This is a genomic window from Companilactobacillus mindensis DSM 14500 (assembly GCF_001434275.1).
Taxonomy (GTDB): Bacteria; Bacillota; Bacilli; order Lactobacillales; family Lactobacillaceae; genus Companilactobacillus; species Companilactobacillus mindensis.
In genome coordinates, this window is record NZ_AZEZ01000025.1 from 16,578 (window position 1) to 31,325 (window position 14,748).

The window sequence follows — 14,748 nt, forward strand, 5'->3', positions numbered from 1 at the left end:
ATTTTTTTACTTAAAAATAAATTTTCAAATTATCTAAAAATTCGTTAAATTGCCCCATCATCCCCTTCAAAATATAAAAGCTCCTTTAGACATGCAGACCTTTAGTCTGTCTATCCAAAGGAGCATTTTATCTTTGTAAACTAACTATTTTACTTTGTTGCATCTTTGAAGACGTTCTTCTTTTGTGCTTTCTTAACTTTATCTAAGTCAGCATCGCTAAAGCCCCAGAAGTAAACACAGATGAATGAGACAACGATTGTTGCCACACTGGCGATAACGAAGGCCCAGATATTGTTAGGGTTAGTCTTGGAGAAGAATGATGGGAAACCAATCAATGAACCGGTGAAACCAAACATATCGATCTTGAAGAGTCCGGCAATCAAACCACCGACAGCCCCACCGATATTTGCCATCCAGAAGACGTGACCATATTTCAAGTTGATACCATACATAGCAGGTTCAGTTACTCCGGCATAACCTGACAAGGCACCAGCCAAAGATAACCCTTTGATATCAGCACGTTTTGTTTTAGCCCAAACAGCCAAAGCACCAGTACCTTGAGCAATCATTGTAAAGTTGATCAAAGCATTTAGAACTGAGTGACCAGTCATGGCAATATCATTGGAAACAATTGGCACGACCATCCAGTGCAAACCGAAGATAACAAGTACTTGATACAAACCACCGATGATCAATCCGGCAATGGCTTCGTTTGATGTAACCAAGAGATTGATCACACTGGCAAAGGCACTAGAAATCAAGGAAATAACTGGTCCCATAACAACTAGAACGGCAGTTGTAACAATAAATACGGTAAATAATGGTTGGAAAATTGAACGTAAACTGAGTGGTAAAACTTTTTTGAGCCAATTACCAACTGGTCTAGCTAACCAAGCAGCGAAGATAATTGGGAAAATTGAATAAGTATATTGTGGGATATGAATAGGCAATCCGAAGAATGTAGCATTCATTGGAATTCCTAAGAAAGTTGACATCCCTTTCGTTGGTGCAGCCCACAAAGCAGCAATCGTAGGGTGAACCAATACCCCGGCAATCGCAGCTACGACGATTGGATCTGAACGTAGTTGTTTAGCGGCACTGAAACCAACTAATAATTGGTAAGAAATAAAAGGCTGAATCGCCCATGGCGTTAATAATAATGTAAGTTGTCGACTTCGTGTCGATCAAATTTAAATTGAATGTGAATAGCGTTAAAAATCCTTTTAAAATACCAGATGCGGCCAACAAACCGATAATCGGAATCATTGAACCGGTAATTGTTCCAATCAAAACTTGGAAAGCTCTAGAAATCCAACCCCATGGAGTAGTTGGCTTGGGTGCAGGTTTAGCTCCAGTTTCCTCAACGGCTGCTTCTGTAGCTTCATCATCAGCGAAACTTGAACCTAATTGTTTGATCACAGCATCGTAAACGTCGGTAACTGCTGGTCCAATAACAACTTGGTACTGTCCCAATCCTGCGTTATAAAGTGCCCCCACGACACCATCTAAGTTTGATAATTTATCCGTTTGAGCTTTAGTTTCATCCTTTAAATAAAACCGCAAACGAGATATACAGTGAATAACTTTATTAATATTCTCGGCGCCACCAACACCAGCAATGATCTGTTTTGCTAGAGCGTCGTAATCTTTTTTCTTTGCCATTTTTAAATCCCCTCTCTATTTAATTGTTGCCTGTCCAATCGAACCATTCTTAGCTACGGATTGTTCTGAAACCTCTAATTGCCCCAGGTTCGTTTTTGAATTAGGAATCAATACCATTACAGTTGGATCAAGTTTATGATCAGTAATTTGTTGCCAATCAACTTCAACTAACGGTGTACCTGCTTTGACCTTTTTGCCAGGCTTAGTTTGAATTGTAAAAGGTGCTCCCTTCAAAGAAACGGTATCGATTCCGACATGGATCAAAAATTCCAAGCCATCGTCTCGAATGATTCCTATCGCATGTCCTTGCGCAACACTGACTACGCCAGCAATTGGTGAAACCAATTCGCCATCGTTCATATCTGGTGCAATGGCAAATCCTTCTCCCATCATGCCTTGTGCAAAGACTGGATCTGAGACTTTACTAAGTTTTATCAATTCGCCTGTAATTGGTGCTAAAAGTTCATTTGTCTGTTTATTCTTTTTAAAGCCAAACATTTTTGTACCCCCTAGTGTTTAGTGATGGCGGCGAGCAAATTCCACGCTGCTGAATTTATCGCCTCGATGTCGCGATTCGGTGTATGCCAAGATGCGATTATCTGCCAGATGCGTTTCACTCCGAACGACCAACATTGGTACTGATTGATCGATTTTCAAGTAGTGACAGTCGTCATATTCAGCCGATTCAACGGTTAAATGCTTCACTGCGTAGTCAATATTGAAACCACGCTTTTCCTCAAAATAATTAAACAGTGAATCGCCTGACTTCAACGGAATATCTGGTGTGATTGCTTCGTTGACATAGTCATAATCGAGAATTGTTGGTTCGCCTGAAACAATGCGCTCACGTACGATCAGTTGTGCATAAATTGCTGGTGAACCAAATCTCAATCTATCAGGAACTAATACGTGGCTGACTTCTTTTAGAATCCGACTTTGTGATTTCAAGTTATTTTGATCAACTATTTCTTGATAACTCTTAATAGTTGACAGTGGAAACAGCAAACGTTCATTGTCTAAAACCAAACTGCCTTTTCCACGTATCGTTTGAATGTAGCCTTCATCTGCCAATAATTGCATCGCCTTACGCACCGTCTCCCGGGAAACACCGTAACGTAAAACCAACTGCTGATTACTTGGTAGAATTTCACCTGCTTCAAATTTTTTTGCTTGAATATCACTCAATAAATCGTGATATATCGCCAAATACTTTTTCATATGTCCTCCAACGAGTTTTAGATTACCACAACTATAAAAGCGTTTACATATTGTCTACACGCCATTTGTCTGAAAAAACTAGACATGTTACTTGTAAGCCCATACAACTGTGCCAAATCAAAACTAGACAAGTTTTTTTGATGTTTTTTTAGAATGCCTCTTAATAATAACAAAAGTTATTTAATTTAGTTAAAAAGCTGACAATAATGGATTATCGAGCAAAAAAAAATCGTCTCTGATTCGAAATTCCGAATCAGAGGCGACTTTACGTTAGTGCTCAAAAGTTAACCATGTTTTGTCTTTTTGAAACGAGTTACACACTCTCTATTTTTTCTAAAATTCTATTTAGTAAATTGACTATTGTACATGTTGGCATAGAACCCATTCTCATCCATTAATTCATCATGCGTACCACGTTCAATGATCTCGCCATCTTTGACAACTAAGATCAAATCAGCATTCTTAATCGTTGAAAGTCGGTGCGCAATAACGAAGGATGTCCGATTCTTCATCAAAATATCCATCGCCTTTTGGATCTGTTCCTCAGTTCTTGTATCAACCGAACTAGTTGCCTCATCCAAAATCAACATTGGGGCATTTCTGATCAAAGCTCGGGCAATCGTCAAAAGTTGTTTTTGACCAACTGATAAACTGACCGAATCGTCCAGAACAGTATCATAGCCGTTAGGCAACGTTTCAATAAAGTGGTCCAAGCCGACTGCCTTAGTAGCTTTTTTGATCTGTTCATCGGTGACATTTTCTTGATTGTAAACTAAGTTATTTCGAACCGTATCGTCGAACAGCCAAGCTTCTTGTAAAACCATATCGAATTGTTTTCTGACTTCAGAACGTTTCATATGGGTAATGTCGACCCCATCGATTTTAATATTGCCGTGATTCATATCGTAAAAACGCATCAAGAGATTGACGGTCGTTGTTTTACCAGAACCAGTTGGTCCGACAATAGCAATCTTTTGACCAGCTTTTGCTTGGAGCGAGAAATTCTTGAGGATCTTTTGACCAGGTAAATAGCCGAATTCGACATTGTTAAATTCAACATTAACTTTAGTACCAGCAATTTCTTGTTGATTCTTTTCATCGTCGACTACTTCGTCTTCTTCCAAGAAACTAAAGACCCGTTTCATAGCTGCTTGAGCTGATTGTAAACTGGTAAAAGCCTGAGTGATCTGGGACAAGGGTTGAGTAAACATTCTGACATAAATCATGAAGGCAACGATAACGCCAATCGTTATGTGACCGTTCAAAACTAAGATTGCGCCGATCACACTGACCATAACGTAACCAAAGTTCCCGATGAAGGCCATCAATGGTTGCATGATTCCGGAAAGGAACTGTGATTTCCAAACATTATCTTGAAGTTCATCATTCATTTGATTGAATTCAGTTTTAGCTTGTTTAGTGTAATTGTAAGTTTTAACGACATCGTGACCAGTGTAAATTTCTTCCAAATAACTCGAAACGTCAGCTAACTTGTTCTGTTGGTTGTTGAAATATTTTTGAGAATTGGCCATTAAAACAATTGTCAAAACAAAACCTAACAGAGCCGAAAGCACTGCAGTAAAACCTAATGTAACGTTGGTCGTAAACATCATCACGATACTGCCGATCAATAAAGTGATGGCCGAGACGAGAATCCCCAAACTTTGGTTGAGCGATTGACCGACGGTATCCAAATCGTTGGTTACTCGACTCAAAGTATCACCTTCGTTGTGAGTATCGAAATATTGCAACGGCAGACGATTGATTTTTTCAGTAATTTTAGTTCGTAATTTCTTCGTGAATTTCTGCGTGATTGTCGCCATGATGAAGCCTTGGCCATACGACAAAATAGCTGCCGTAATGTAGATAATTGCCAATAGCAAAACGATATTCATGACTTTAGTTATATTGATCGTCCCAAACAAGCCTTTGGTAATTAAATCAGTGATTTTACTCAACTGATTGGGGCCAACAATTGTTAAAATACTACCAGCCATCGCAAAGACGACGGCAATCAACAATGGTCCAAAATACTGTGAGCCATATTTTTTAACACCTTTTAAAACTCTCATTCAGCGAGTTCCTCCTTTGATAGTTGTGAGTAAGCAATTTCTTGATAGACTTCATTATTTTTCAATAATTCTTGGTGCGTTCCTTGACCGGCTACCCGACCTTTATCCAAGACGATAATTTGGTCGGCGTCCATGATCGTACTGATTCGTTGGGCGATAATAACTTTAGTTGTCTTTTGAGCCTGTTCTTTCAAAGCCGTTCTAAGTTTCTTATCCGTCTCATAATCCAAAGCTGAGAAGGAATCGTCAAATAGCAAAATTTCTGGTTTACGAGCGATGGCTCTAGCAACTGCCAAACGTTGTTTTTGACCACCTGAGAAGTTGTCACCGTGTTGTGCAACTTTGGCGTCCAATTTCTTATCTTTTTCAGTAACGAAGTCTTTTGATTGAGCAATATCTAACGCATCATAAAGGTCATTGTCCGACTTCTTATCGTGTTGTCCCGTTGAGCCAAAGTTCAAGTTGGAACGGATCGAACCGCTGAAGAGTACTGCTTTTTGTAGAATGTAACCTAACTTATTATTCAAATCTTCAATCGCATAATCTTTTACATTGATTCCATCGACCAAAACTTGGCCGCTCGTTGCGTCGTAAAGTCTGGGAATCAAATTCATAGCGGTCGATTTACCACTACCAGTTGAACCGATAAAGGCAATTGTTTGACCTTGTTTAGCTTTGAAATTCAAATTTTGAATCGCATCAGCTTCGGCGGCTGGGTATCTGAAACTGACATTTTTAAATTCTAAGGTTCCTGCTTCCGTTGTTTTTCCAGTCGTCTCTTCGTTGTCATCAATCGAAGGTTTAACATCCAACACTTGGTTGATACGACCAACAGATACGGTTACACGAGGTAACAAGATGAAAATGATCGACAATAACAAGAATCCCATAATGACTTGCATAGCATACGATGAGAAAACGATCATGTTACTAAACAACGTCAAACGAGCTGCTCCAACTGTTGCTTGATTGATGATGATTGCACCGATTCCGTATACTGCCAAAGTCAAAGTACTGGAGATAAAACTCATGCCCGGATTCATCAAGGCCAATACTCGGTTAGCAAACATATTCGTATCGGTTAAATCTTTATTAGCTTTATCAAATTTCTTGTTTTGGTAGTCTTCGGCGTTATAAGCGTGAACTACTCGGATACCGGAAAGATTTTCGCGAGTGACCAAATTCAAACGGTCAGTCAAACTTTGGATCATCTTGAATTTTGGTTGAACCATTAACAAAATAAATGTCAGCATCAAAATCAAAACTACTACCGCAACAGCTGTGGCCGTTGTCCATTGCCAACCTTTGTTAGCAATCTTAGTAATTGCCCAAATAGCAGTGATTGGTGCTTTGATGATAACTTGTAGACCCATAGCGATGAATTGTTGCAACTGAGTCAAGTCATTGGTTGAGCGTGTTAACAAACTTGAAACAGAGAATTTTTTGATGTCTTGTGTTGAATAATCCATAACTTGGTTGAAGACATCTTTTCGCAAACGAGCCGTGAAGCCTGCCGCTACGTGAGCCGCAAAATAGCCAACGATAATCGATGCGATGGCACTTAAAATTGAAAATAGGATCATCATCATCCCTGGTTGGAGAATTTGGTTCACCGTCGTACCATGTTGCTCTAGTTTTTCTGTGATAGTTGACATGTAACTAGGAATTTCTAGTTCTAGCCAAACTTGTAAAACAATAAAAATCAAACTGATACCAATCATTGAATATTCTTTTTTATTCAATCTTTTGAATAGTTTTATAGTTCCTCCTCTAGTTCGCATGCGAACTATTACTGTAAAAAAACACTATTTCGTATTTTCTTTGATTTGTTTAAGTACCTTGAAAAAGACCTGCAAATCCTCGTCGTCGATACCTTTACGCAATTGTGCTTCTGTTCTAATGGCTCTCTTATCCATTTCGCGCATAATATCCAGGGCATAATTGGTCAGATTCAAGCATTTGACCCGTGCATCATTCTCGGCTGGCGTCGTATAGATTAAACCATTCTTGACCATCCGTTGAACTAAGCCACTCGCCGTAGACTTACTGATGTACATGCCTTTCTCCATATCTTTTTGAATAACTTGTTGACCATTGTGACTGTAAATATAGCCCACGGCCATCCCTTGCAAACGAGAGACCCGATCAGTAGCCGTCTTGTCCTCGAAAGGATTCTTGCCCTCCTTTTGACCTTCGTGATGAATATAACGACCAATATGTAACGAAACATCTCTAATACTAAAAGCAATCATTTTTTTATGATCTATCATCATTCCCACCTCATTTGTTCGTATGCGAACTATATTAATTCTTTCTGTAATCAAAGTCAATCTTTTTCGGTAAACAAATTATTTTACAAATACATTCATCAACGTTATTATTTTCAATCTAATGAAAATTTGGAGATAAATAATTATGCATTCAATTGAAACAGAAAGATTGATCATCCGCCCTTTACAACCTAAGGATCACGATGATCTACAAGCCATTATTTTGGACCCCGAAGTAGTCAAATATACCCGTTATCGTGACACCACTACCCCAGAATCCTTCACTAAAATTTTTGAAGAGCACTTCTTAACTGAAACAAAGTATACCTTTGGCATCGAAGACAAACTCAGCCGTCATATAATTGGATTTTACGAATTTCATCCTTCAAAAGATACTGGCATCTTAACTTATGCCTTGGGACAAAGTGCTTGGGGTCATGGTTACGTGGCCGAAGTTGGCAGAGCTATGATGAAATATGGTTTCACTGAATTAAATTTCCAACGTATCGAAGCTCACTACGCCAACCTCAATCCTCGTTCCGGCCGTGTCATGTCTAAAATGGGCATGCGCGATTTGGGTGAAGTCGAAGTCTTTACCTTTCCCACCGGCGGAGTAGTTCACGTCTTAGCCTACGAATTAACTAAAGATGATTGGTTGAACGGTAAACAAGAGCAAGCCGTTTAGTTGTATTTCATCTTTCATTTTTAAAAAATTGTGTTAAAAAACAGGCCATCCTTCTTTGGATGACCTGTTTTACTATCTAAATAACTATATTAAGAATTATCATTTTAAATGTACGATTTAAATTTTTCAGTGATAATCACCAATACTTAGCTGGCGTTCTTTGGCGGCTGCTGAATTTCATGGAAGACGGCAGTGACCCATGAGCCAAACCATTTAAGCAGCTGTAATTTGCATCCGCCCATTCCGCTTTGAATGATAAAGATTTTGATCGACCCGTGTATAAAAATCGTTCGGTTTACTATCAGCTTTAGCAATCATAGACACACCAACTGAAATCGAAATATTGATTTTTTTACCATTAATATCAACATCCAAATGATTCAAAGCTGCAAAGATTTGCTTGACGATTGATTTCGTTGCCTGCAAATCATAGCCAGGAAAGAGAATATTGAATTCCTCGCCACCGGTTCGATAAAATTTAATTTTAGAATCATTGGCTTCAATGATTGTTTGGACAACGCTGGCCGTATGCTGCAAAACTTTATCCCCAGCTAAATGTCCATAAGTATCATTAACTTGTTTGAAGTGATCGATATCAAACATCATCATCGACAAGTCTAATTTATTATTCGTACTATTGTTAAAGAGATGTTGCATTTCTGACTCGTACGCCGCATAATTTTCAATTTTTGTCAGCGCATCGTGGTTAGCAAATTCCAACAGATGCATCTTCAATTGTCCATCACGTAAAATCATCGTCACATAACTGTATTGGAAAGCCATAAAAATCATTAAATAAAGGTATTCTTCTCCATAAACCTTCCACGAAAAACCAAACTTTATCTTCATATAAAGCCACAACAAGGCACAGAAGAAAGCTCCTGGTAAAATGTAAGCTTTAAATGTGTAAGTATTTCCCTGTTTTCGCCGGAAATAATTCAAGGTTTCGTAATAACAGATCAAGGTAATCCCATGACACCATGATTCCCAATAGCCGATCGAACCATTGAAAGCTAAGTAGAATAACATAATTGGAATAAAGTAATAATACTTCATGCGGATATTTAAAAAGTACGCACAAAAAATCAATGCCAGCAACTGAAAATTCATAAATTCCCAGGAAATTGCTGTCCCTACTACACTGGCCTGCATACTAAAGATAAGGATCAAGACATACAAAATACCAAACCAAGCATTCAATTTATCATCATCAATATTGAGATTCTTGCGATGAACATAACTTTTTAACTCATCGTATAGCACCTGATAGAATGTGAATACTCCTAAAACAAAGAATAAGCCTGTAATAAACGGTGAAACCCGCCAAACATTCCATGTCAAAGGTTACGAAGCCTCCCACTGATCAATTTTTAATTATTTCCATTTAACGATACTATTAAAAATATATTTTTTAAATAGAAAAATAATTATTTTATATAAATCATTCAAAAGCTCCGCATCGCTGTACTAAATTAAATCCTTATGGATTTCCTGCATTCCGCGTTCGATTTTTTCCAATTCATCCGAATAATCGTGCAACTTATCACCATACTTATCAACTAACGCTTGATTGGCATCGGTCTTATAACGTAATTTGTGTTCCAAACTAGCCCACATATCCATGCCGACAGTGCGAATTTGAATTTCTACTGGCACATCGACTGGTCCGGTAGATTGAAAAACAGGCACTTTTACGATCAAGTGCAGACTACGATAGCCACTTGCCTTAGGGTGCTTGATATAATCCTTGCGACGTAACAGCGTTACATCAGTTTGGTGCGTTAACATTTTTTCAACGCTGTAAATATCATCGAGATAATTCGTTATAACTCTTATTCCAGCAATATCATAAATATTCTTTTGGATACTCTCAGCCGTTAAGTCATAGCCCTTGCGTTCAGCTTTTTGTAGCAGGCTCTGCATATCCTTCATTCGTGATTCCATATGATGGATCGGATTGTAATCGTAATTAACTTGGAATTCAGCGTCCAAGTTTTCTAATTTCGTACTGATTTCCCTTTGTCCAGATTGATAAAGTTGAGACATTTTAATTAATTTAGCAAGTTCATTGATAGCCGGACGGTTCTCTAAGCCACCCAATTGTGAACGTAATTTTTTTAAATTAAGAACATTTTGTCGTTCTAATATCATATTCCCATCCTTTTGAATAAAATAAAAAACAACCTCGAAAGGTTGCTTCTATTCTAGCTCAAATTGCTTTAATTTGGAGCGGATATAATTCCAAACTTTTTGATCATGCGTGTCGATCGTATCTGGAAAGTATTTTTGAAGATCATCCTGGATGAATCGTTCATTGATCCGATACCATTCATCCTCGGCCTCAGCATTCTCAAAAGTATTGAAATAAAATGGATCGTCAATCGTTAACAAAGTGTTCAATATCAAGTCTTTATCCATAACATCCTCCCTAAGCAAAGAATATTATTCTAACACAAATTTAAATATATAACTCTGTTTCAGCTGGTTTAGTTTTACCGATAACTTTACCATTGTGAACTGACAGCAAAACTTCAGCATGCTTGTTCAAAGCATCATAGAAATTGTGAGCATTGATCAAAACAAAATTAGCTGGTTTACCCACTTCAATTCCGTATTGGTCTTGAACGTGCATAGCTTGTGCTCCGTTGAGCGTAATGAACTTGTAGGAATCCATGATCTGTTGATGGCCCATCATTTGCGTAGCGTGCAAGCCTTCAGCCAAAACATCATACATATTGCCGTTACCCATTGGGTACCAAGGGTCTTTAATATCGTCTTCGCCAAAAGCCACATTGATTCCTTCGGCATCTAATTCCTTAACTCTTGTCAAACCACGACGCTTAGGATAAGTATCGAAGCGACCGCCAAGATACATATTTACCAATGGATTAGAAATGAAATTCATCTTGGATAATTTCAGTAGACGCATCAATTTGTACATGTAAGCATCGTTATACGAACCCATAGCGGTAGTATGCGAGGCAGTTACTAAATCTCCTGAACCACTTTCATAAGCTAAAGTGGCTAAAGTTTCCAAACTTCTTGAACTAGGATCATCGATCTCATCAGTATGAGCATCGAATAAGAGGTCATTTTTTTGAGCCAAATCGAAAGCAAATTTTAATGATTCGACTGAATATTCACGGTTAAATTCATAATGAGGAATGGCTCCAACCACATCAACACCAAGATCAACGGCTTTTTCCATCAATTCCTTGCCGTTAGGGTATGACAAAATTCCTTCTTGTGGAAAGGCGACTAATTGCAAAGTCATCCAATCTTTGACACTTTCACGAACATCGATCAAAGCCTTCAAAGCTTTCAAACTTGGATCAGTCACATCAACGTGGGAGCGTACGAACTGGATTCCGTGACTGGCCTGCATCTTCAAAGCTAAAATGGCCCGTTTTTTGACATCTTGATAAGTCAGATCTTGTTTACGTTCGGTCCAAATACGAATGCCATCAAACAAAGTGCCATTCTCATTCCACTCCGGTTGTCCAGCCGTCAAAGCTGCATCCAAATGAACGTGAGGATCGACGAACGGTGGCAACAGTAATTTCTCGTGGCCAACAATAACTTCTTCACCGTCTTTTGGTTCCAGATGTTCAGCAATCTCAACAAATTTGCCGTCTTCAATACGGACATCTTTGGCTGATTGATTTTGAATCTTCACTTGTTGTAATAACATCGTCATACACTCCTCTGAATTTTTGGTATAGTATACAATTCCAAGTTGACATTGACAAATATCTACTTTAGACTATCAACAATATAATTCTTTTAAGTCAGTCACAGAGACTGATGCGGTAAATTAGGAATCGGGGACTGCCTAAGCGCGGCCTCCTTTTTTACTGCCTAAGATTACGGGGGTAAAAATGGATAAAAAAGAACACATTCAAGCAACAACATCTGACCAGCGTTCCATGTCCAAATGGGATATGTTCGCTACCTGGATTGGAGCCAATGCCAACAACGGAACTTGGTATATCGGTGGCGTCATTGCGGCCGTCGGTTTGATCAAGGCATCTAGTCTGTTAGTTATTGTCGGTTCAGTTTCTTATGTTCTCTTAGCTTTAGCTTCATATATGGGATACAAAACTGGTCTGCCAGCAATGGCTTTGACGAGACCATCATTTGGTGTCAAAGGCTCTATTCTGCCATCGATCGTCAATGTCATTCAGTTTATCGGTTGGGCCGCTATCAACACATTCATCGCAGCCACTTCGATCAGTTTTATTTTGAAAGATATTCTCGGTTGGGACAATTCAGCGTTCCACAATCAATTCAGTATTATCATTGGAATTGTAGTCATGTCTATTTTACATCTAATCAGTATTTCATTAGGTGAAAAATCAGTTAAATGGATCGAACGATTTGGAATAATTTTAGTCATTATTCTCGTCGTTTGGGAATCAGTCGTCATTTTAAAGACTGTACCATTTCACGATATCGTCAAATGGCAACCAGCAGCCAAATTTCAACTGCCTAGCGGTAAAATCGTCGATATTTTAGCAGCTTTCAACTTGGCTTGGGTCACTGCAGCAGCTGATTTCAGTCGCTTTACGAAAGATAAACACGCTGCCACTACGGCTTCATTCTTAGGCGCCAATATCGGTCTGTTCTGGTTTGCTTTCATCGGTTTGATTGCCACCATCGCCACGGCTATCACGATCAACAAGTTCGATCCCAATAATGCTGATCCTAGTACGATTGCTGCCAAACTTGGTCTAGGAATCCTAGCTATGCTGGTCATTGTTATTACCAGTACCACTGCCAATGCAGTCAACTTAATGGCCGCCGGTTCAGCTTTAACTAATATCTTTCACCGTCTAAAACTGACTCCAGCACTTTGGATCGTGACTTTAGTAGCCACCGTTATGACCTTTATTCCGGTCTACATTGCCAGTTTCTTAACTACTTTTGAAACTTTCTTGGACGGTATCGGCATGTTCTTAGGACCTGAAATTGCTATTTTCTTAATTGATTTCTTCCTAATTAGAAATAAGCATTATTCAGTTGACCAATTCTCAAAGCCACAAGGTTTTTATTGGTACACCAAAGGTATTAATCCCATCGCCATTATTACTTGGATCATTGGAGTTCTCAGTTACCTTGGTTTAAATAAATTGAGCTTTATCGTTTCAACTGTTGGTGCCACCTTCCCAGCCATGATCATCACTGCTATTTGTTACTACCTAGCAACTCGTCTGATCAACTCCACAGCCCCACAGAAAAATAAGTAAAATCAATAATACTGGCGCTGTAATTGAAATTACGCCCTAAAGACATCGTTTGGGGAAAAAATAATAGACTGAAATCCATAAAATACTCCTTTGGATATCAGTCTATTATTTTTGTGTAAATTAACGATTTAATTACTGTAAAAAATCTGTAAATTATTTTGCTGTGGCTCGTTTATGCCACAAATAGATACCTACTAACAAAATCACACTGATAATACAGGATAAACCAAAAGTAACGTGCATCCCATCAATAAAGAGCTGCGGTTTACTTGGTAGATAAGACTTGACCCGACTGCCATTGATAATTGACATCGATCCAAACAATAAGGTTGTCGACATTGCCGAACCAACTACCATACCAACAGTTCTGGCTAAACTGTAGACACTGCCGGCCGAGCCATAGTCTTTTTCAGCCACGTTATCCATAACTAAAACATTATTGGGTGAATGGAACAAGCCATTACCTAACCCAGCCAGAGCCGCTCCGATTGCGAAAATTAAGACCGTGTTATGTAAACCACTGACAACGTAGAAGATTTGTCCAAAACTAATAATTGCTAAACCAATCAAAGTAATCTTAAACGGATCATGTCGATCGGCTAAACCACCTGACAAGGGTGCGATGAATAGCTGTACGACTGGGAAAATCAATAAGAAGAAACCACTGAATAAAGGACTGAATCCCCGCGCATTCTGCAAGTAAAATGGTGCTAAGACGTCAAAGAAGAAATCGACAATAAAGACCATGAAACAGGCCAACAGCTCCATCGTAAACCACTTATTTTTGAATAATTTTACTGGCAAGATCGGTTCAGATTGCTTGCTTTCATAACGGTAAAGCATGATTAACAAAATTAATCCGACAATCGTCAAACAAAGAATTCGCCAATCACTCCAACCTAATTGCTGACTCATCAAAATGCCGACAAACATGCTGGTGAAGCCGACTAATAAAAGTAGCGAACCAATCAGATCGAAACCTTCATTAACAAAGGTTTTATCCAAACTGCTGGGCAAATATTTAAATAAGATTATCGTTGCTATAATTCCGATCGGTACATTCAACCAAAAAATAATGTGCCATGGGAAAAAGTTCAATAAAATCCCCCCGATACTTGGGCCAATGATTCCGCCTAAAGAAACAAACGACCCCATCCACCCCAAGGCTTGCCCACGTTGATCATCTGGAAAAACTTCGACGATGATACCATTTGAGGTTGCCATCGTCATTGCGGCTCCGATTGCTTGCAGACTTCTAGAAATAATTAAAAATAGCCAGCTAGTCGACAATGCACACAGAGCAGAGCTGATCAAAAATATCATCGTTCCCCATTTGAAGAATTTGATTTTGCCATACTTGTCCCCGAGTTTTCCAAAAATCATCAGAGTACTGCTCATCACGATCAAGTACATCGTCACGACCCAATTTATCAAACTCATATTGGTCTTTAATGCCTTACTCAACACTGGTAGTGCCACAGTGACAATGCTACTATCAAGTGTAGACATGAAGGTGACTATCCCTATACCAATCAGGATCATCGTCAAGTTTTTATCCTTTTTTTGTTCCATAATCCGCCTCAATACTATATATT

11 protein-coding genes and 1 pseudogene are annotated in these 14,748 nt (G+C 38.8%); 2 read left to right on the forward strand and 10 right to left on the reverse strand.

The window, feature by feature from the left end; all coding sequences use genetic code 11:
• Positions 1-149: 149 nt before the first annotated feature.
• The 5 genes and pseudogenes from FD29_RS03220 to FD29_RS03245 all read right to left on the reverse strand — a co-directional run bounded on the left by FD29_RS03220 (position 150) and on the right by FD29_RS03245 (position 7,225).
• Positions 150-2,160, reverse strand: a pseudogene (locus tag FD29_RS03220) (PTS sugar transporter subunit IIABC).
• An 18-nt stretch (positions 2,161-2,178) separates the two neighbouring features.
• Positions 2,179-2,880, reverse strand: coding sequence for a trehalose operon repressor (gene treR, locus FD29_RS03230; RefSeq protein ID WP_057887528.1), 702 nt, complete (start codon positions 2,878-2,880; stop codon positions 2,179-2,181).
• A 341-nt stretch (positions 2,881-3,221) separates the two neighbouring features.
• Entirely contained in the window at positions 3,222-4,952 is a 1,731-nt protein-coding gene (locus tag FD29_RS03235) for an ABC transporter ATP-binding protein (RefSeq protein WP_057887529.1), read from the reverse strand.
• The gene (locus tag FD29_RS03240; RefSeq protein WP_057887530.1) at positions 4,949-6,733 is read right to left on the reverse strand and encodes an ABC transporter ATP-binding protein; all 1,785 of its coding nucleotides are present in this window, start codon (positions 6,731-6,733) and stop codon (positions 4,949-4,951) included. Before FD29_RS03240 ends, FD29_RS03235 begins: the two co-directional genes overlap by 4 nt.
• Before the next feature lie 24 nt (positions 6,734-6,757).
• On the reverse strand, positions 6,758-7,225 hold the full coding sequence (locus FD29_RS03245; RefSeq protein ID WP_083477757.1) for a MarR family winged helix-turn-helix transcriptional regulator: 468 nt from the start codon (positions 7,223-7,225) through the stop codon (positions 6,758-6,760).
• 142 nt (positions 7,226-7,367) lie between these two features.
• Between FD29_RS03245 and FD29_RS03250 the strand changes: the two genes are divergently transcribed.
• Positions 7,368-7,907, forward strand: a complete 540-nt coding sequence (locus FD29_RS03250; RefSeq protein ID WP_057887532.1) for a GNAT family N-acetyltransferase — start codon at positions 7,368-7,370, stop codon at positions 7,905-7,907.
• 213 nt (positions 7,908-8,120) lie between these two features.
• Here the strand turns inward: FD29_RS03250 and FD29_RS03255 are convergent, their stop codons facing one another.
• The 4 genes from FD29_RS03255 to codA all read right to left on the reverse strand — a co-directional run bounded on the left by FD29_RS03255 (position 8,121) and on the right by codA (position 11,598).
• A complete protein-coding gene (locus FD29_RS03255) occupies positions 8,121-9,248 on the reverse strand; it encodes a GGDEF domain-containing protein (RefSeq protein ID WP_057887533.1) in 1,128 nt (375 codons plus the stop codon).
• A gap of 126 nt (positions 9,249-9,374) precedes the next feature.
• Positions 9,375-10,058 (reverse strand): GTP pyrophosphokinase, encoded by a 684-nt coding sequence (locus FD29_RS03260; protein WP_057887534.1) that lies wholly within the window; start codon positions 10,056-10,058, stop codon positions 9,375-9,377.
• Between the two features lie 48 nt (positions 10,059-10,106).
• Positions 10,107-10,325 carry a hypothetical protein gene (locus FD29_RS03265; RefSeq protein WP_057887535.1) on the reverse strand — a complete coding sequence of 73 codons (219 nt, stop codon included), beginning with the start codon at positions 10,323-10,325 and terminating at the stop codon, positions 10,107-10,109.
• 40 nt (positions 10,326-10,365) lie between these two features.
• Positions 10,366-11,598, reverse strand: a complete 1,233-nt coding sequence (gene codA, locus FD29_RS03270) for a cytosine deaminase (protein ID WP_057887536.1) — start codon at positions 11,596-11,598, stop codon at positions 10,366-10,368.
• Positions 11,599-11,785: 187 nt separating this feature from the next.
• Here codA and FD29_RS03275 point away from each other — a divergent pair, with 187 nt between their 5' ends.
• A complete protein-coding gene (locus tag FD29_RS03275) occupies positions 11,786-13,153 on the forward strand; it encodes a cytosine permease (RefSeq protein WP_057887537.1) in 1,368 nt (455 codons plus the stop codon).
• A 153-nt stretch (positions 13,154-13,306) separates the two neighbouring features.
• Here FD29_RS03275 and FD29_RS03280 read toward each other — a convergent pair whose 3' ends face one another.
• Positions 13,307-14,725, reverse strand: a complete 1,419-nt coding sequence (locus FD29_RS03280) for an MFS transporter (protein WP_057887538.1) — start codon at positions 14,723-14,725, stop codon at positions 13,307-13,309.
• Positions 14,726-14,748: the final 23 nt, after the last annotated feature.